The following is a 19,504-nucleotide window of genomic DNA, read 5'->3' on the forward strand; positions in this document are numbered from 1 at the left end:
GGAGCTTGCTCCCGCTGGGGTGTGAAGCAGCCCTGAAACCAGGCACCTCGGTAGGGGGTGGATTGCTTGAATTCTTGGATGAGGGGCTGCTTCGCAGCCCAGCGGGAGCAAGCTCCCTCGCCACAGGGGTTGCGGTGGTCTTGAATGTATTGTGGGTTATCGTACCCAGCAGTTTCCCGAGTTTTCTCACTTTTTGAGAGTTTATCCATGCGCAGATTCCTCGGTTTGTCCCTCTTCATGATGCTACTCAGTTTGAGCGCCTGCGCCCTTTTTCCGCACCGTGACCCGCTGAATATCAACGTCGTCGGCATCGAACCGTTGCCCAGCCAGGAGCTGGAGATGCGTTTTGCCGTGAAGTTGCGCTTACAGAACCCCAACGAAACCGCCATTGATTACAACGGCGTGGCCCTGGATCTGGAGGTCAACGGACGTACGCTGGCCTCGGGCGTCAGTGACCAGTCCGGTTCCATTCCACGATTTTCCGAGGCGGTGCTGAGCGTGCCGGTGAGCATTTCGGCTTTTTCCGTGCTGCGTCAGACTCTGGGCCTGAGCCAGACCCAAAGCCTGAACAACCTGCCCTATGTACTCAAGGGCAAACTCGCGGGAGGGTTGTTCGGCACCATGCGCTTCGTCGACCGCGGCACCCTCGACCTGCCAGGTTCCGCAGCGACTTGGTAATCAGGCGGTAAACCGCACACCGGGCTTGGCCCGCTCGTCCACCACCAGTTCGAACACGTCCGGCCGGGCGTAATGCCCGACGACGTCATAATCGTAGCGTGCCCGCACCAGTTCATCGGTATCGATTTCGGCGGTCAGTAAACCGGCCGAGCCTTTCAGCGGCCCGGCCAGCACATCCCCCATGGGGCCCACAATCACACTGCCACCCGCAATCAACGGACGTTCGGCCGGCCAATGGGCGACGTCGATGCCCAATGCCTGTGGCGAGGCCTGGACCTGGCAAGCGCTGATCACAAAGCAACGGCCTTCGTGTGCGATGTGGCGCATGGTCACCTGCCACATCTCTCGCTCATCCACCGTCGGCGCACACCAAACCTCTACGCCTTTGGCGTACATCGCGGTGCGCAGAAGCGGCATCATGTTTTCCCAACACACCGCTGCGCCCAAACGACCGACCTGGCTGTCGATCACCGGCAGGGTCGAGCCGTCGCCCTTGCCCCAGATCAGGCGCTCGGTGCCGGTAGGCATCAGTTTGCGGTGCTTGGCCACCAGGCCGGCTTCGGGCTCGAAGTACAGCGCCGTGCAGTACAGGGTGCTGCCGGCCCGTTCAATGACACCCAACACCAGACTGGACCGGGTGCGGGCCGACAGCCCGGCCAGCGCCTCGGTCTCGGCGCCGGGCACGTCAATGGCATTGGCAAAATAACGGGCAAACGCCTCGCGCCCCTCCGGTAGGCGGTAACCCAACTGAGTGCCAAAAGTCTCGCCCTTGGGATACCCGCCCAACAGCGCTTCGGGCATCACCACCAACTGGACACCGGCTTGGCGTATGGCGTCTTCATAAGACAGGATCTGCGCCAGGGTCTCGTCCTTGCCGCCGGGCAACGAGCCGATTTGCAGGGCCGCCACAATGGATTTGGGCATGGTCTTTTAACTCCTTGATCATCAGGTGTTGCTGATTCTCAGGCGTCGGCCGATCATGAATAAAGCCCCAGATGCTGCTAAATGATATGAGCCTTATGAATATCGCCGACGTCGACCTCAATCTGCTCAAGACTTTCGAAGCCTTGCACGATGAATCCAGCGCCAGTCGCGCCGCATTGCGCCTGGGGGTGACCCAGTCGGCCATCAGCGCAGCCCTGCGCAGGCTTCGACACCTGTATGACGATCAGTTATTCGTGCGCACCGGGCGCGGCCTGGCGCCGACCTTGCGGGCCAACCAGCTGAAACCGGTGATCAGCGATGCACTGGACAAATGTCGCCAAAGCCTGGCGATGGTCGACCCACATATTAGCCATTACGTGGGCCGTTCGGTCATCGTCGGGCTGTCCGATGATTTCGAGATTGCCCATGGACGACGCTTGATCGAGGAAGTAGCGCGACGTGCACCGGGGCTGCGCTTGATTTTTCGCCAGACCCACAGCCAGATCGTCGGCCGGGCCCTGATGGAGCGCAGTCTCGACCTGGCGATCACGGCGGGCGGTTTCGCAGAAAGGCTGCTCAGTCGCCAGATATTGGGCGAAGGCGACTACGCCTGCCTCGTAGACCCGGCCAGCTTGGCGGAGGGCCAGCAGAGCCTGTCCCTGGAGGCATTTGTGGCCCGTGAACATTTGCTGGTGTCGTCGGCTGGTTTCATCGGTATCACTGACGAAGGGCTGGCCGCGCTCGGTCTGAGCCGGCGGGTGTGCGCTTCCACGACCCATTTTGCCGCACTGCCATTCCTGCTCAAGGGCAGTCAGGCGGTGGCGACCATTCCGGCCCATGCCGCCCGGGCCATCGCCTCGCTCAGCGGCCTCGCGTTGCTGCCCTGCCCTCTGGCCTTGCCTCGTTATCCCATCGAACTGGGCTGGCGAACCCACACACAAATGGACCCGGCAGTGGCCAAGGTTCGCGAGGCCATTGTCATCGCCTTCACGTAGGGATTACTTGTTGGCGGCCATCAGCCGATTGACTTCACTGCGTACCATGTTGGCGTACTCCGGTGGCGACATGCCGTCCAGCTCGGCACGCACCCACTCAGACCACTTGCCCTTGCGCTTTGACCGCTCGCCAAACAGCCGGGCCGCATCGCCCTTGGCCTTGCCCAAGTTGTTTTGCCACAGCTCAAAGAGTCGGGATTTCTCGTCTTCCAGCGCCGCACGCTCGGCCAGGGGCCTGTCTGCCAGATTGAAACTCATGGGAATTACCTGTTGCGTAAATAGGCGCCATCTTACACCTTGCAGGGAAACGGCTTAACCACGATTTATGAAGGGTTGTGCTACCAATGCCACACGCTGCAACTTTTGCAGGCGCGCAACACTCCATTGTTCACTGCCATCATCCACAAGGAGTACCCCAATGGCTCGCAAAAGCACCCTGCAAGCAAACGGAGAGCAAATCAAGGATCAAGCGTTCAGCGAGCTGAAGGCATTGATCGAAGAATCGGAAAAGCTGCTCAAGAGCAGCGCTTCGCTGGTCGGCGAAGACGCGGAAAACCTGCGGGACCAGATCTCCCAGAAACTGCAACAGGCCCTGGATTCGGTCACCGAGGTTCGGGAGCGCACCCGTCCGATGGTCGACGCCACTGAAGTCTATATCGGTGGTCATCCTTGGCAAACCGTAGCGATTTCTGCCGGTTTCGGGCTGGTGGTGGGTTTGTTGCTCGGACGGCGTTGAGCGACATCCAGAAGGACGGTTATCCGTGGCGAGGGAGCTTGCTCCCGCTCGGTTGTGAAACAACCGCAAAAAAAGCGAGGGCCGCTTCGCAGCCCAGCGGGAGCAAGCTCCCTCGCCACACACCGACAACGGCTTATTGTCCAGTCAGCTCCCGCAACTGCACCAACGTCTGCTCATCCAGAGCAATCCCGCGCTCATTGGATTTACTGCGCTCACGATGCCGACGATCCCCCGGCAACCGGCGCAATCCGACGCCATGCATCTGCCTGACCAGCTCCTGGCTACGCTCGGCGAAGTTCTGGCCGGCGGCCTTGCTCGGATCGATCACGATCAGTAACTGGCCGGTCCACGGCGTCTTGGCCCCTGGATGATTGCTCCAGTCGAACTCGAAGGAAAAATTGCCACCGGTCAGGGCCGCAGCCAGCAACTCGACCATCATCGACAACGCAGACCCCTTGTGCCCGCCAAACGGCAGCAGCGCCCCACCTTCGAGAATCGCCTTTGGATCGCAGGTCGGCTGGCCGAGGCTGTCCACGCCCATGCCCGGGGGCAACAACTCGCCCTTGCGCGCAGCAATCTGGACATCACCATGGGCAATGGCACTGGTGGCCAAGTCGAAAACTATCGGCTCGCCGTCGGCCCGTGGCGCGGCGAAGGCGATGGGATTGGTGCCAAACAAGGGACGGTCCGCGCCATGGGGCACCACACAGGTCATGCTGTTGACCACGCTCAACGCCACCAGGCCTTCGTAGGCAAACGGCTCGACATCCGGCCACAGGGCGGCGAAGTGATGGGAGTTGCGAATGGCCAACACCGCAATCCCGGCGCTGCGGGCCTTTGCCACCAGCAATGGGCGCGCGGCGGCCAGGGCGGGTTGGGCAAATCCGTTACCGGCGTCCACCGCGACAAAGCCTGACGCGACATCCTCAACCGCTGGCACCGCCTTGCCGTTGACCCAACCGCTGTTCAGGGTCGAGACATAACCCGGGATGCGGAACACCCCGTGGCTGTGGGCACCGTCGCGCTCTGCTCCAGCGCAGTTTGCGGCCAGGATTCGGGCGACTTCGAGCGACGTGCCGTGACGCAGGAAAATGTTCTCCAGCAAGCTCACCAATGCATCAAAGGACAGGGTTGACGAACCAGCATGATCGGATAGCGCAGACATCTGAAGCTCCGGAGTGATTGTTGGAGGTAGCAACAGCGTAGGAACCAGCTCAGTGATTAAACACTGCTTCCTCGTGGGAGCAAAGCCTGCCCGGTGCTCTCTCAGCCTGACAGGCTTGCAGCCCTGCGTGCGGTAACTATGTACCACCTTGGCTCATTCGGCTTTTTTTAGTCTGGTTGCTTCATCCACGGGCATGCCGCCCTGCGGCGCCTTGATCGAGAAGCAACGATGACCACAGAGACTACGCCACTCTTATTTCCCGAAGTATTGGCCGCCAAGCGCCTGGACGAGTTGACCGTACCCCATCAGCTGACGCAGGCCGACCTCGACTGGCTGCATCACACTTCCTTGCCCAGCCACACCCTGCGCGCCGCACAGACGCCGGCGATGTACGCCGAAACGATCCTCCTGCAAGCCGAGGGCAAGACCCCGATCCCGCTGGCCGGCTGCTTTACCCTCAGCGCCTTGCCAAAAGCCGCCGCGTCAGACCCCAAACCCGCGTTCCTCTACACGCCCCTGGGTGGCCTCACAAAACTCGACAGCCCAGCCTCCCTCGACAAGCAGATTGAGGCCATGCTGAACACCCCGACAGCGCGTGACGACCTGTTTCGACTCCTGTCGATCTCCCAGCGTGCCGAGCTGAACAGCACAAGCGCCCTCACAAAGACCCGGCAGACCATCACCGGTGATGTCTTCAAAACCCAGGTCGAGTCCATTGAACACGCGCAAAACCTCAATGCTGTGGCCATGGTGGATGAATTGATCAAATTGCCCTCGCTGACCTCGATGCTCGACGAGGCATTGAACGAGGTGCTCTCGAACTTTGATCATAAGCAGGCGCGCGTGACATTCAGCACCGGTGTCAGCATGGGCGATCCGAAGGCAAACCAGGTGACCAGGAACCTGTCGCTGGCCGATGCGGTGCTGGTCTACTTCCACAATCAAGGCCGGCCCTCTGGGCATGACGTCGATTTCATTCACCCTGGGATAAACGCATCACCCCAGAATACCCGCCAGTGGGAAAGCATCTTGAGGGGCACCGCCAGAAACCTGATTCCCAAGCTCAGCCGATGCCTCGGCAGCTATTGGGACGCCACGGGGCCCTTCCATATTTCTCGCCGAAAGCTTCTTTCCCTGGTCATTGAGGATTCACTGCGGGCAACCATTCTGATCCAACGGGAAAAAAGGCAACTGAGCGAAACGCAAAGCCGGGAACTGCTGCGACTGTTCAGGCCGTCTCGAGTGGACGAACCGCTGCTGTTCATCGAAACGGTTCGTCTCTGGGAATATGAACCGCTATACGTAGAACTCGCCGGCGCCTTGATGATCAGCGGCAAGAACCACTACCTCTATACCCCCAGTCACGGCCTGCAGAAGGTGGACAATTACCTGGGTTTCAAGGATGCGCTGCTCGATAACCCACCCAGCGCCGCTCGCAAAGAAGCGCTCTATAGCCTTCTGAGCCTGGAGGAACGCAACCGCTTCCTACGCCTGGAGGAGCCACGAATGTCGGGGAAACCGGTGAGTTGGCCCGTCTCCGATTCATTGGCTGACCCCATCATCGACAAGCAACTGAGCAACTTGCATTACGCACTGGAAATGTCCCGCCAGGGCGAGGTGAACATCCACGCCCTCGTCGACAAGGCACTGGACATACGCGCCTTGATCAACCGAAGCCTGTTGAATCAGAAAACCAACGGACACTGGGGCACGCAACCGGCATTTTACGGAAATCTGCGACCGTCCAACTTCCTGGCCGATACGCTGGAGAGAAAGGTCAAGAGCTATGCCAGTGTCGAAGACGCCTTCAATAGCGAGTTCATGCAGCTGCCACTGTCCAACGAAGTTTCGCTGCGTAACGAACTGAGGGGCCTGCTGCTCAAACTGGCCAATGTTTTTTCCCTCGGGATACGGGCGGAGGCCGAGCTCAGAGAGCTCAATGAAACCTTGCCGCCCGCCGCCCGCGATCTCATCAGCAGCGTTTTTGCCCACAACCCCGCCTATCCGGACCGCCAGCAACGCATGGGGGTCAAAGGCTTTCGCCCCGATGTCTATGCGTTGAAGCTGACCGGTACCGCAGACGGTAAAACCGTCTCCCTGCCCCTGGCCAATTGTTTTCTGCTGACCGAGCGCGGCGGGTTGGATACGCCCTATTCGGGCCTGGGAATCCTCTGGACGCCCGCCGCTGGCCTGCAGGTTTTCGGTTCCGTCGAGCTGGCCATGCAGCACCTGAACCGACATCTGCTCGACTCCCGCAAGCGCTTTGAACTGCTCGCCAACCTCACGCCCACTCAGCGCAAGCCCCACAGGCGTTATCAACTCGAGGCGTTCGAGCTGATCGAAGACAACGTGCTGCTTAACCGGATGCACTCGTTCCTCAAACACTTCGAGGCCGAGCACGGGTATTTGCGCACATTGAAAGCCGGGGACTGGCAACTGACCGGGGCGGCCTTGGTAAAAAGCCTTGAAGCGCTGCGCCAGGAAGGCGCGCCTACCAACCTGACACGCGCCGCACGGATCGCCCAGGCCATCCGATGGCAACAGAAACTGCCGGCCTGGCTTGGCACGGCCGCCCTTGAAGATCAACGTCTGCATATTGATCTGCTTGAGCAATATAAAAACAGCGTCAGCGATGGCAAGGATTACCTGGACGGTATCGAACCCCTGCGTGCCTACGTGAGTAAAAAACTGAAGGCGCTGTTGACCACGCGCTTCGCCGCGAAAAACCTCGACCCCGAGACGATCCAGATCACACCGAACCTCGCATTGGCCGGCCCCGCCAGCACATTGACCGATTTTGCCCTGAATCATGTCAACGTCATGCAAACGACCGGTTTCAAGGTGTCCTCGACTACCCGGCAAACGCTGCCGGACAGCTTGAACGAGGCGGCTGTCCGAAAAATGTTGCTGTCCCTGGATATTGCGACCACCTATCAAGAGAACCTGAAGGACCACCTGTCCGGCACCAGCGCCGAGGGCCAGCAAAGACAGCAGCGTTTTCGCCGACAACTGCCCTGGCAACTGTTGCAGCACGCCCATGCACGGCATCTGCAGCAGCATCTTTCGCCGACGGGGTTTGACTTGATTCGCCAGGTGCTGGACATGCCGGATGCCATCGCTCGCCAAGCGGTGGAAGGCGCTAGCGCGTTGATTCGGCCACTGGAGCTGATCAAGACCGGGGGCACGACTGCGATCAAGGCACTGGGGCTTTACCTGATCGGATCAAGCGCCGATGCCAAGGCCCCCCATGTTTTGTACGCGCCCTACCATGCTGGCCATTCCTTTGCCGAATTCAAGGATGAAGCGAGTGTTATGGCAGCATTCAATACGCCGGGAGCCCTTCAGGACTTGCTGATTCGCCGACTTCCCGAGAATCAGCGGGCCACCTTCAAAAATCTGTTCGCCTCCACAGCCGGGTCTCTGTCGGAGATCACCCTGGCCTCGAATCCGATCAGGACCAATCTGCTCGATACGTTGTTCAACGACAACACAACGTTGTTGTCGAACATGCTTGCCACGCAAACCGACAAAAAAAACCCGTTCGACTGGGAAGCGGTCCTGCATCTGTTCAGCGCCGGGGTCAAGCTGGTGGGCAGGCAGCTGCCAGGCAAGCTGACTTTTATCGAGACGCTCTGGGAAAGCTATCAGGACTTCAAGGCCTCTGCCGAATCCCTGCAACAGCATGATTGGAAAGCAGGCCTGCACGATTTCATCGCCGGCGCCGCGGAAATGATCTCACTGGGGCAACTGAACCCCGACGATACATTCGGCCTGCTGGCGCCGGTCGGGCCAGGCTCGCACAACACCCCGACCGCCGCTCCGACCCATTGGAAAAACACTGCCTCCACCGCTCCGACGCGCACTAACCTGCAAGTCTTCGAAGCCACCGGGGTCAGCCTTCACGACCTGCAGAAAAACCCAATCGACGGAACCTATAAGTCAATAGAATCCGGCAAGCTCTACGTCCACGTTGCCGGTAAAGTCTTTCAGGTGGTGAAAACCAGCCAGGCCTGGCGCGTTGTCCATGAGGACGCAGAGGGGCCGATACTGCAACGAACGCCTGGCAGCCAGGACTGGACGATTGACCCACAGCGCCAGACCATTCGCTATGGCAAGGTCATGTCGACGCTGGCCAATTCATACAGTGACCACAAGGCTTCGCAATCCCTCAATATCGAAGCCAAGGGCATGGCGCAAATACGCCGCAAATACCCTCATTGTGCAAATGCAATCGTGCAGGCCCTGGAGGCAGCGCGCTATTACTCTTCCAATGCCCTCCATAACCTCGCTCAACTCAAACGACAGGTACCTTCGGGTTCTCGGCTGGATACTTTCCTAAAGGCATTTTTTGGTGTCGACAAGGTCGATGCCAGTCTGATCAGGAAAATAAACTCTGCCGTTTCACCCATCTGCCAGGCATTGGCTGATCCATCCTGGGAGTTGCTGAACGCGAACCGCATCGTGATCGGCAACCTTAAAGAGGCCAACGATACAGCGACAGCCTTTGTGCTTGAACCTGACACAGCGGGAAGAATTTATCTCACGCAGTTTTTCTTCGACGTGGGCCTGGATCATTACAAGGACCTCGTCCCGGACTCCTTCAACGTCGATGCCCATGCCCAGGCAGCGACCCTGATCCACGAAATTTCCCATCAGCTTTTCGATACGTACGATATCGTCTATCTGGAAGCGACCCTGCCCTTCCTGGACCTGATTTCGACAGCCACTCATGTCGGACAAATGAAATATGACCATCAAAAAAAACAGCAATCCAATGGCCTTTCCTTAACCACATCACGGTCCAGGCTGTTCATGGGATGGGATAGCGAAGCCCACGTGCTCAAGGGCCTGGAGCATCTTCCCGGGCTTAAGGCCACCGCCAGGGAAATCCTGAAAGTGACCGGCGCCAAGACCATGGACGAAGCACGTGATGCGTTTCTGGATCCCAATCTGCCGGACAAACGCATCGACGTCATGCTTCGAAACGCGGACTCCCTGACGCTGCTTATTTGTGAGTTGGGGCGCCAGCTCGACCCGCCATCCTCTTCTCCCACTACCTCGTCTTGACGACACAGGCGCGCGAGTCGTTGATCTTTTTTTCACGACGTTTATGGGACGCTATAGCGACGACAGACCGGTGTTTGAACCTTTGACCGAAAAAAACAGGCTCATTTGATATGTAAACGCCATGATGGTTGTTCTCGGCAGGTCATGCCGAAGGTTAGAATGCGGCAAACCAGGAAGAGTCAATGACCGAACCTACACTCTCGGAAGCTGAATACGACGCCATTACCGATGCAGCCGCCCATTGGTGCATGCGTTTGCATTCGGTTGACTGCACGGAAGCCGAACGGCTGGCGTTCAAGCAATGGCACGATGCCGATCCGATACACGCCTTCGAATACGAAGCCATGCTGGAAATCTGGGCTGTTGCCGATCATCTGCCCCGGGTAGAAACGGCGACCCCAGCCATCCCAGCGTCCCGCCCTCGGTCGCGCTGGAGCCGGTTGGCTGTCGCGGCGGCGGTGCTTGCGCTGGGCTTGCCCCTGGCCGCTTTCACGGGCTGGAACCTGGGCTGGGTTGCCAATTCGTACCAACACTTTGAAGCCGGCGCGAGCGTGCGTCATGTCACCCTGAGCGACGGCAGCCAGGTAGAGCTCAACCTGGGCAGCGAGCTGGTCTATGCCAACTACAAAAATGAACGCCGGGTTACGCTGAAAAAGGGCGAGGCGTTTTTCGACGTCAGCCATGACAAACAGCATCCGTTCGTCGTTCGTGCGGGAAAGGGCCAGGTGCGCGTGACCGGCACGCGCTTCAACGTATGGATGTACCAGGATCAAGTGCGGGTCACGCTGGTAGAGGGCTCGGTCTGGGTCACCAGCAACCAGGCGCTTGCCAGTAACGGCTCACCCCTTTCGCCGGGCATGCAGGCGAGCTACAAGACCGGCGACTACCAACCGCAGATTCGGCAGGTCGATCCCGATGACAGCTCGCTGGCGTGGCGCAACGGCAAGCTCGTGCTGGACAACCTTGCCCTGAGCGATGCGCTGCCGTTGATCAACCGCTACCTCGACCATCCCGTCATGTTGGCCGACAACAGCACCGGTGCCCTGCGTATCGGTGGTATCTACAACCTCAGCGAAGTGCAGAACCTTGTGCCTTCGCTGTCCAAAGTCCTGCCGGTTTATCTGACGCGCAACAAGGACGGCAACCCGGTCCTCAACTCTATCGGCCAACAGCCAGCCAATAACTGAAAAAGCCGCCACCCTTTCGGGTCGCGGCTTTCGTCGATGACGACAACGGTTATTGCGTCACCACCCTGCCCGCCTCATCACGCTCACGGATAATCACGGCCTGATAGTTCGGATCGGCCTTGATCTGCTGTTCGGTGAATGGCAGCACACTCCACTGCTTCTTCGAAAAGGCCTGGGTCTGGTCGGCCGAGTAAGGCGATGCTGGATCGCTGGAGATAGAAAACGCCAGCAATCCCTGGGCCTGGGGACCTTTGTTGTCAAACGTCACCATTTGCAGATAGCTGGTACCGCTGACCACTTCCTGCTTACCGTTCGCGCCCGGCACGCTCTGGATCGCGTTATAGATGCCCAGCTCCCCCGGCCCGCCGTGGATGGGCGTTTCGCGACCGCCGCTGCTGGCAACTTGAACGTCTTGCCAGCGGCTGTCTTTCGTCAATCCGGCCGCCTTCACCGCGTCCACCGAGGCGAGCATGGCTTCGCGCAGCGCCTTTAGCACGGGAGCCCGCTCAATCGCCAGGCCCCGGGGGGTATGTTGCGGATCCTTTGGATCGAACGCGACACGCCATGAATCCGGCACAGTCTGCAACCGCTGCATGATGTGCTGGAAATGAATGAAACCCAGCCCACTGTCCAGGCCGGCGGTGCGATCCCAGGACTTGAGGCGGCTACAGGCCTCGAGCAATGCCGAGGCATCGGGCCCCAGGTCACCGGCACAAAAACCGAGCAAGTCTGGCATCACTTGGTCAGCCAGGTAGACCTGGTCGTCCATGACCATGCCCTGCAAATCCTCCACCTTCACCGACCCGCTTTTGGCCAGTTGGCCCAGTCGATCCAGGGCAAAACGTGAGCGCAAGCCCAGTGGCTGGTCGTGCTGGCTGATCAACGGCGAATAACCGGACAGGGGTTGCGAAGGGTTGACCATCCAAGCGGAATCGTTGGAGTTCTGCACATAATCGCGGCGCAACAGTTGCGGAAGCTGGTCGGCGGCGTAGATACCCTTTTGCGCGGCTTTGGCATCAATGTCCCAGGCGCATTCACTGCGCGAGCCATCCAGCACGATCATCTTCAGCCCGGCCCTGGGGTCGCTGCACCGGGCCAGCTTGACGTTATCGACGTTAGGCACCACCGACAGGTTCATGTAGAGGCTTTGGCCTTGGTCGTCCACCGCCAAGGTATTGACCCAGGGAATGCCCTGGATCTCATGGACCGCATTCTGCAAATCCTTGAGCGTGACGGCCTTGTTCATGGCGTACCACTGGGCCAACACCCGATCGTTCTCCAGGTTGGCATCCCGCAGGCTGTAGGCGAAGCGATTGTCCCAGTCCAACTGACCGGGCCATTGCACGACCGGACCGAACTGCGACCCGTAGACCATGCGAGAAATCGTTTTCACCCGGCCGTCGGGTTGCTTGACCTCCACCGTGACCGCCTGCTGGCTCATAGGCACAGACTGGCCATCGAGCAGGTAGCGGGTCGGGTCCTTCGGATCGAGCTGCAGACGGTACAGGGTGAAATGCTTGGAGGTGTCGACGGTGTGGGTCCAGGCCAGGTGCCGGCTGAAACCGATGTTGATCATCGGCAGGCCGGGCAAGGCCGCGCCCATGACGTCCAGTTTGCCGGGGATGGTCAAGTGCATTTGATAAAACCGCATGCCCCCCACCCATGGAAAATGCGGGTTCGCCAGTAACATCCCGCGGCCGTTGAACGAACGCTCGCTGCCGATGGCCAGGGCATTGCTACCGCGCTCCAGGGCGAAACGTTGCTGGCGGGTCGCCGCGACGGCAAAGCTCGACGGTGCAACCCCTGTGAGGGCCGTTGCCTGGGGCGGCTGCGCTCCGGCCAAGGCTTCGGCGAACTGGCCGACGCCGCCTTCCACCAACAGGCGTCGGGTCAACTTGACCAGGTCCAACGCGGTGATCGGCCGCACCCACTCGCTCGCGCATTGCTCGGGCAAGCCTTTGACCTTGCGTTCAGCCAGTACGCGGTTGTAGCCCGCCACGTAGCCTTCGACCAATTGCTGCACTTCAGGCGTCTGGGCCTGCCAGAAACCGGACACCGCTTGCGGCGTGTTGAGCCAACTGAAGAACAGATCGCTGGCGCGGTTCTCCCGCTGCTCGACCGTGACCTGTTCAGGCCCGAAATAACGGGAGCGCTGGCCGTTGACCGTGACGATTTCATTGGCCAGCAGGCAAAGATTATCCTGGGCGTACGCATACCCGATGCCGTAACCCAACCCGCGCTCATCCTGAGCCCGGATATGGGGCACGCCAAAACGGGTGCGACCGATCTCGGCACTGGCCTGCCCTGCATCGCCTTGAGCGCTGGCAGCGGGGCTGAGCCCCAGGCTCATCCCCAAAAACACGCCTGCGAGGCCAATCCTCGATAACTGACCGGACATTCTTGCGTTCACTCCTGATCGAAACTTTCAGAACCAGGACGGCTGCCGGTATGACATAAAAGCCACCCATGTGGCCCGCCTGGAAAATCACACGCCGCGTACTGAAACGGGGTGCGCCTTCCCTAAAAACGAACAGGATGAAAAAAAATTAATGGCTTGTCAGCGGCTTTCCTATGGGAGATTGAACCGCCCAGACATTTTTTTCACCCCAAGGCCCTTATGATTGGTCGTCCTCGTTCGTCCTATTACAGGAGAGCATTTTTTCGACCTTTTCTGATCAGGCTGGTAAGGAGTTTTTGCATGCATGACACGCAACTGCCAATGGACGGTAAGTCAAGATCGACCGGCGTCTCGATGAGCGCCACGAACAGCGTGTTCGGCAGCCCAGCGGAACGAGGCGGCAATGAACACATCAGGCGTTTGCTCAAAAGCTACGGGCTCAGGACCAGTTTGATTCGCCTCAAAGTCATCGACGCATTGCTCAAGGCCGCCGATGAAGACCGCTGCCTGGGTGTGCGGGGCGTGCACAGTCAATTGCTGGGACTGGACATTCCATTGTCCTTTCTCAGCGTGCGCGAGGTGTTGAAGCGCTTGTGCAGCGAGGGCGTCGTCACCCTCAATCCCGACAAGAGCTACTGTCTGCACCCCAGCGCCATGAGCGTGCTCGCGGCGGGTGAATGAGATCGACGCTCAGGACTTGACCTTGCGCCGCATCACGCCGTTGATCACCACCACGATGACCGCCACGGCAATGGCGATGTATTGAAACAGCTGCTCGCTGATCATGCCGTTGTTCTGCATCCAAGACAGTCCCAGCATGATTGCCAGAACAACCAGGACGATCAGGATCGAGTATTTCAAGCGTTGCGATTGAGTCATTGCCAATTTCCCGAATGTATCCGTTCTGTATCCACATGCTTGCCTGGCTCATACCTTGTTTTGGGGATGAGAGGCCGCAAATGAGGTCCCATGGTACAGCCCAAGGAGCGTTTTCGCGCAACTGCGGTGTTTAACCTTGAGGATGTGGCACTAAAGCTCTATCGCGACAGGCCGATAAAAAACAGGACTTCCCATCGTGCCTGCTGCAAAAGACGCCTCCGTGCAAGGACCTCCACATGCCCGCATTCCGCACCATTCAGGCTCGCTATACGCTGTTCCTGGTTCTCTTCATGTTGGTGCTGTCCATTCTGACGGTGGCAGGCATCAGCTATCTGGTCGCGCCCAAGCTGCGCCAGACCGAAGAACAAGTAGCCCTCAACCGTATCGCCGAGGTCGCCGAGCAGATCCAGGGCGAACTGAACAAGGTGCAGGCGCAGCAACGCAGCATCACCCAAACCATCCCGTTGCTCGACAGCGATGCCATCGACAAAGTGCTGCCCGGGCTTGTCGATCAATATGGCGAGCTGAAAGTCTTCGGCGGCGGGATCTGGCCGCTGCCCAACCAGCGCGCCGAGGGACGCAGCAAATTCAGCACGTTCTGGCACCGCGATGCCTCCGGCAAACTGGTGGTCAACACCTTCTGGAACAGCGATGCCGCGCCGAACTACTACGAACAACCCTGGCACAAGGGCGGCATGGCCACCCCTGCCGGCAAATGCGCCTGGGCCGCCGCGTATAAGGATGACGCCAGCGCCGAACCGCGTACCAACTGCGCCATGGCCATTCAGAAAAACGGCGTGCCGTATGGCGTTTCCACCATCGACGTGACCTTGGGTTTCTTCAACGAACTGATCGCGCGCAAGGAAGCGGAGCTGAGTGCCGAGATGCTGATCGTCGAAGGCGACGGCAAGATCATCAGCAACAGCTCGCGCATCAGCGGCCCAATCGTACTGAAGAACATCAGCGAACTGGCGGCAACCTCGCCCTTCGCCGCTCAGGTCAAGGCCGGCCTGGCCAAACGTGACCAGCCGCTGCACCGGGTCGAGTTCGACAACAAAGGCGAGGCCAGTACGTTTTTCATGCGGCCTATCGAAGGTTCGCCGTGGTTCCTGGCTACCGTCTTGCCTACCCGCCTGATCACCGCCCAGCGCGACGACGTACTGAGCACACTGAGCCTGCTGCAAATCCCGATGGTGATCCTGCTGGTGTTGATGCAGCTGTATGCGATCCGTCAATTGACCCACCGCATGAAAGTCCTCAAAGGCAACATCGACTCGCTGTCCACGGGTGATGCCGACCTGACCCGACGCATTACCATTCGTGCCGAGGACGAGCTGGGGGCTATCGGTCACTCGGTCAACCGGTTCATCGCTTACCTGCAAGACATGATCGGCGAAGTTACCCAGGCCACCGGCGCCATGGCGTCGAGCCTGGATAACCTGCAGCGGACCTCGGCCCACACCAGCGAGATCCTGATGCGCCACGCCTCAGAAACCGACCAGACCGTGACAGCCATTACCGAAATGAGCTCCACGGCAGAAAGTGTCGCGCAAAATGCTGCCGAAACCGCGGCGTTCACCCAGCGCGCCAACGAGCATGCCGACCGTTCTCGCGTGGTGGTCGGCGAGGCATCCAATAGCGTGGTGGCGTTGATCGATGAAGTGGCCAGCGCCACCCGCAAGGTCGAAAGCATGCAGCAGGACGCCCATCGCATCACTGAGATCCTCGGTGTCATCGGTGCCATTGCCGGGCAAACCAACCTGCTGGCCCTCAACGCGGCCATCGAAGCCGCCCGGGCCGGTGAGCAGGGTCGTGGCTTCGCGGTCGTGGCGGACGAAGTCCGCGCCCTCGCCGCGCGCACCCAGGCCAGCACGTCGGAAATCAATGAAATGCTGACCCGCCTGACCCAGGGCGTGAGTTCGTCGGTCGCGGCCATGGAAAACACCCAGGCCAGCTGCCAGTCGGCCGCCGACGCCACCTCCCGCGTGAACTCGGGCCTGGATGAAATGGCCGGCTCCGTCAGCCAGATCAACAGCCTGAGCACCCAGATCGCCACCGCCGCCGAGCAACAAAGCGCCGTGACCGAGGAAATCAACCGCAGCATGGTGCAGATCCGCCACATGGTGGAGGAACTGGTGGAAAGCGGCCTGGACAGCGAGAACAACACCCGCCAGCTACTGGACGCCAACAGCCGGGTGAATGCGATCATGGGGCGGTTCAAGGTCCGCTGATACACCAATCCCCCGTGGCGAGGGAGCTTGCTCCCGCTGGGCTGCGAAGCAGCCCTTTGGATCTGTCTGACACACTGGATTGTCAGCTCAGGGGAGCGCTTCGCGCTCCAGCGGGAGCAAGCTCCCTCGCCACGGGATCATTTTCGCAGCCGCCATCACTCCAACCTGACAATTCTGTAATCCCCCCCTCAGCCCCCTGTCAGCTCGCCCTCGCTACTCTGTTATCCTCCCTCCAAACCGTTCGACACGAGACCTTCCCATGGCCAACCCCCTGCACTTGCTCGCCCTGAGCGCCCTGTTCGTGACCACACTGGCCCAGGCCGCCGAACCACTGACCATCGATGTGCACCGTGATGCCAATTGCGGCTGCTGCAAAAAGTGGATTTCGCATTTGCAAGAAAACGGCTTCAAGGTCAACGACCACGTCGAGGCCGACATGAGTTCGGTCAAGCAACGCCTGGGCGTGGCACCGAACCTGCGCTCCTGTCATACCGCCGAAATCAACGGCAAATTCGTCGAAGGCCATGTTCCTGCCGATCAGGTGTTGGCCTTGAGCAAGCGCGCTGATCTGCTCGGCGTGGCGGCGCCAGGCATGCCCATGGGCTCGCCCGGCATGGAGATGGATGGCATGAGCGATGCGTACCAAGTGATCGGCCTGAAAAAAGACGGGACTCAAACCGTGGTGGCGGATTACCCGGCCCACTGATGGGCGAGGCCTACATCGGCTTGTTCCTGGCCGCATTCGGGGCGGCGACCTTGTTGCCGCTGCAATCCGAAGCATTGTTGGTCGGTCTTTTGCTCAGTGAGCGCTATGCGCCCTGGCTGTTGCTGGGGGTCGCCACGCTCGGCAATGTCTTGGGTTCGCTGGTGAACTGGTGGCTGGGCACACGCTTGGAGCAGTTCAAGGACCGTCGCTGGTTCCCCATCAGCCCCGCCCACTTGGACAAGGCCCGCGTGCACTACCGACGCTATGGACGTTGGTCGCTGCTGCTCAGTTGGGTACCGATTATTGGCGACCCGCTGACCCTGGTGGCAGGCGTCATGGGCGAACCCTGGCGGCGCTTTCTATTGATCGTGACACTTGCCAAGGGTCTGCGTTACGGCGCACTCGCCCTCGCGACCCTGGGCTGGATGGGTTGAACGTTCGCGCCGTTCGGTTGCCTGTGGTTAATGTCGCCATAATCGGGCCGTCCCAGGATCGGCCGGATGCCCAAGGAGAGTTGACCATGTCACATTCCACCGCTCGCTGGTTGCCCAGCCTGTTCCTGACCGCCGCCCTGCCCCTGTATGCCCAGGCCGCCAATCCGCCTGAAGGTCCAGCCTATGGCCCGGAACTCCAGGGGTTCGAATATCCTTATACCCTCAAGCACTTCGCCCTCCAGTCCCAGGGTCAAGCATTGCAGATGGGCTACATGGACGTGCCGGCCCAAGGCAAGGTCAATGGCCGCAGCGTGGTACTGATGCACGGCAAGAACTTCTGCGCCGCGACCTGGGGCGACTCGATCAAGACCCTCAGCGAGGCCGGTTACCGGGTGATTGCCCCGGACCAGATCGGCTTCTGCACATCGAGCAAACCGGACTATTACCAGTACAGTTTCCAGCAACTGGCAAGCAACACCCAGGCCCTGCTCAAGGCCCTCGGCGTGCAGAAAGCCATCGTGGTGGGTCACTCCACCGGCGGCATGCTCGCCACCCGTTATGCCTTGCAGTTTCCCGATCAGGTCGAGCGCCTGGCGATGGTCAATCCCATCGGCCTGGAGGACTGGAAAGCCCTCGGCGTGCCCTACCGCACCGTGGACCAGTGGTATGAGCGCGAGCTGAAACTCAACGCCGATGGCATTCGCAATTACGAGCGCACGACTTATTACGGCGGCCGCTGGAAGCCGGAGTTCGACCGCTGGGTGGACATGCTCGCCGGACTGAACAAAGGGCCTGGCCACACGCAAGTAGCCTGGAACTCGGCGCTGATCTACGACATGATCTTCACCCAGCCGGTCTATTACGAGTTCAAGGACCTGACAGTGCCCACCCTGCTGCTGATCGGCACCTCTGACACCACCGCCATCGGCAGCGATATCGCACCGCCAGCGGTGAAAGCCAAACTGGGCCGTTATGAAGTGCTGGGCAAACAGGTTGCCCAACTGATTCCGCGCTCGACCCTGGTGGAGTTCCCCAATCTGGGGCATGCCCCGCAGATGGAAGAGCCAGGCCGGTTCCACCAGGCCTTGCTGGGCTGGCTGAACAAACCCATCCCCTGACGAGGTGTTCCATGGCGGTGCAAATAGCAGTCATCGACGATTGGCAAGACGTGGCCCGCGACGTGGTGGACTGGTCGGTGCTGGACAGCATCGGCCAGGTGACCTTTATCCACGACTTTCCCGCCGACCACGACACCCTCGCCGAGCGCTTGCAGCGCTTCGAGGTGATCTGTGTGATGCGCGAACGCACAGTGTTCGACGAAGGCCTGCTGCGGCGCCTGCCGAATCTCAAGCTGTTGCTCACCGGCGGCATGCGCAATGCCGCCCTGGACCTGAAAACTGCCGCCAAGCTGGGCATCCAGGTGTGCGGTACCGACAGCTATAAGCACGCCGCCCCCGAATTGACCTGGGCGCTGGTCATGGCCCTGACCCGCAACCTGGTCCAGGAAGCCAATGCCCTGCGCGCCGGCCTGTGGCAGCAAGGTTTGGGCGGTGATCTGCACGGCAAGACCCTGGCGATCCTCGGCCTGGGGAGCATCGGTACGCGGGTGGCGCAGTTCGGCCAGGTGTTCGGCATGCGGGTGATCGCCTGGAGCCAGAACCTCACCGCTGAAAAAGCCGCTGAAGCCGGCGTGACCTACGTCAGCAAGCAGGCACTGTTCGAGCAGGCCGACATTCTCTCGGTCCATCTGGTGCTCAGCGAACGCACCCGTGGCCTGGTGGATGCCCAGGCACTGGGTTGGATGAAACCTGGGGCGCTGCTGGTCAATACCGCGCGCGGGCCGATCGTCGATGAGCCCGCCCTGATCGATGCCCTCCAGCATAAGCGCCTGGGCGGCGCGGCCCTGGACGTGTTTGCTCAGGAGCCCTTGCCGTCCGACCACCCGTTCCGGACCTTGGATAACGTGCTGGCCACGCCGCATGTGGGGTACGTCAGCCGGCAGAATTATCGGCAGTTCTATTCGTTGATGATTGAGGATCTGCGGGCCTGGGCGGCGGGGAAGCCGATCCGGTTGTTGACGCCGGTTGGTTGAGCTGGAGACGTA

At 60.1% G+C, this 19,504-nt stretch carries 15 protein-coding genes and 2 pseudogenes; 12 read left to right on the forward strand and 5 right to left on the reverse strand.

What is annotated here, in order from left to right; translation table 11 throughout:
• Window positions 1–207: 207 nt before the first annotated feature.
• Window positions 208–678 carry an LEA/WHy family protein gene (locus tag QNH97_RS15145; RefSeq protein WP_283552728.1) on the forward strand — a complete coding sequence of 157 codons (471 nt, stop codon included), beginning with the start codon at window positions 208–210 and terminating at the stop codon, window positions 676–678.
• On the opposite strand, the gene QNH97_RS15150 is transcribed toward QNH97_RS15145, so the two are convergent.
• Window positions 679–1,602 (reverse strand): carbon-nitrogen hydrolase family protein, encoded by a 924-nt coding sequence (locus tag QNH97_RS15150; RefSeq protein WP_283552729.1) that lies wholly within the window; start codon window positions 1,600–1,602, stop codon window positions 679–681.
• Between the two features lie 86 nt (window positions 1,603–1,688).
• Here QNH97_RS15150 and QNH97_RS15155 point away from each other — a divergent pair, with 86 nt between their 5' ends.
• On the forward strand, window positions 1,689–2,597 hold the full coding sequence (locus QNH97_RS15155) for a LysR family transcriptional regulator (RefSeq protein WP_283552730.1): 909 nt from the start codon (window positions 1,689–1,691) through the stop codon (window positions 2,595–2,597).
• Between the two features lie 3 nt (window positions 2,598–2,600).
• Here the strand turns inward: QNH97_RS15155 and QNH97_RS15160 are convergent, their stop codons facing one another.
• The gene (locus QNH97_RS15160; RefSeq protein ID WP_025213412.1) at window positions 2,601–2,855 is read right to left on the reverse strand and encodes a hypothetical protein; all 255 of its coding nucleotides are present in this window, start codon (window positions 2,853–2,855) and stop codon (window positions 2,601–2,603) included.
• 160 nt (window positions 2,856–3,015) lie between these two features.
• On the opposite strand from QNH97_RS15160, the gene QNH97_RS15165 reads away from it, so the two are divergent.
• Window positions 3,016–3,333, forward strand: a complete 318-nt coding sequence (locus tag QNH97_RS15165; RefSeq protein ID WP_283552731.1) for an ElaB/YgaM/YqjD family protein — start codon at window positions 3,016–3,018, stop codon at window positions 3,331–3,333.
• 133 nt (window positions 3,334–3,466) lie between these two features.
• Here the strand turns inward: QNH97_RS15165 and QNH97_RS15170 are convergent, their stop codons facing one another.
• Window positions 3,467–4,498: an Ldh family oxidoreductase gene (locus QNH97_RS15170; RefSeq protein ID WP_283552732.1), complete on the reverse strand. Its 1,032-nt coding sequence runs from the start codon at window positions 4,496–4,498 to the stop codon at window positions 3,467–3,469.
• Between the two features lie 228 nt (window positions 4,499–4,726).
• Here QNH97_RS15170 and QNH97_RS15175 point away from each other — a divergent pair, with 228 nt between their 5' ends.
• Window positions 4,727–9,565: a dermonecrotic toxin domain-containing protein gene (locus QNH97_RS15175; RefSeq protein ID WP_283552733.1), complete on the forward strand. Its 4,839-nt coding sequence runs from the start codon at window positions 4,727–4,729 to the stop codon at window positions 9,563–9,565.
• Window positions 9,566–9,747: 182 nt separating this feature from the next.
• Window positions 9,748–10,752, forward strand: a complete 1,005-nt coding sequence (locus tag QNH97_RS15180) for a FecR family protein (protein WP_283552734.1) — start codon at window positions 9,748–9,750, stop codon at window positions 10,750–10,752.
• Between the two features lie 49 nt (window positions 10,753–10,801).
• On the opposite strand, the gene pvdQ is transcribed toward QNH97_RS15180, so the two are convergent.
• Window positions 10,802–13,150 carry a bifunctional acylase PvdQ gene (pvdQ, locus tag QNH97_RS15185; RefSeq protein WP_283552735.1) on the reverse strand — a complete coding sequence of 783 codons (2,349 nt, stop codon included), beginning with the start codon at window positions 13,148–13,150 and terminating at the stop codon, window positions 10,802–10,804.
• A 300-nt stretch (window positions 13,151–13,450) separates the two neighbouring features.
• On the opposite strand from pvdQ, the gene QNH97_RS15190 reads away from it, so the two are divergent.
• A complete protein-coding gene (locus tag QNH97_RS15190) occupies window positions 13,451–13,831 on the forward strand; it encodes a fe2+ zn2+ uptake regulation protein (RefSeq protein ID WP_283552736.1) in 381 nt (126 codons plus the stop codon).
• 9 nt (window positions 13,832–13,840) lie between these two features.
• Here the strand turns inward: QNH97_RS15190 and QNH97_RS15195 are convergent, their stop codons facing one another.
• Window positions 13,841–14,029, reverse strand: coding sequence for a hypothetical protein (locus tag QNH97_RS15195; protein ID WP_283552737.1), 189 nt, complete (start codon window positions 14,027–14,029; stop codon window positions 13,841–13,843).
• Window positions 14,030–14,319: 290 nt separating this feature from the next.
• On the opposite strand from QNH97_RS15195, the pseudogene QNH97_RS29525 reads away from it, so the two are divergent.
• From QNH97_RS29525 to QNH97_RS15220, 6 genes and pseudogenes are all read left to right on the forward strand, one after another.
• Window positions 14,320–15,354 (forward strand): annotated as a pseudogene (locus QNH97_RS29525) (cache domain-containing protein); the annotation flags it as partial.
• Between the two features lie 387 nt (window positions 15,355–15,741).
• Window positions 15,742–16,260: pseudogene (locus QNH97_RS29530) on the forward strand (methyl-accepting chemotaxis protein); the annotation flags it as partial.
• A 259-nt stretch (window positions 16,261–16,519) separates the two neighbouring features.
• Window positions 16,520–16,966 carry a DUF411 domain-containing protein gene (locus QNH97_RS15205; RefSeq protein ID WP_283552739.1) on the forward strand — a complete coding sequence of 149 codons (447 nt, stop codon included), beginning with the start codon at window positions 16,520–16,522 and terminating at the stop codon, window positions 16,964–16,966.
• Window positions 16,966–17,400 (forward strand): YqaA family protein, encoded by a 435-nt coding sequence (locus QNH97_RS15210; protein WP_283552740.1) that lies wholly within the window; start codon window positions 16,966–16,968, stop codon window positions 17,398–17,400. Before QNH97_RS15205 ends, QNH97_RS15210 begins: the two co-directional genes overlap by 1 nt.
• An 86-nt stretch (window positions 17,401–17,486) precedes the next feature.
• The gene (locus tag QNH97_RS15215; RefSeq protein ID WP_283552741.1) at window positions 17,487–18,518 is read left to right on the forward strand and encodes an alpha/beta fold hydrolase; all 1,032 of its coding nucleotides are present in this window, start codon (window positions 17,487–17,489) and stop codon (window positions 18,516–18,518) included.
• A gap of 11 nt (window positions 18,519–18,529) precedes the next feature.
• Entirely contained in the window at window positions 18,530–19,492 is a 963-nt protein-coding gene (locus QNH97_RS15220; RefSeq protein ID WP_283552742.1) for a D-2-hydroxyacid dehydrogenase family protein, read from the forward strand.
• The last annotated feature ends 12 nt before the right edge of the window (window positions 19,493–19,504 follow it).

The organism is Pseudomonas sp. G2-4 (genome assembly GCF_030064125.1).
Classification (GTDB): Bacteria; Pseudomonadota; Gammaproteobacteria; order Pseudomonadales; family Pseudomonadaceae; genus Aquipseudomonas.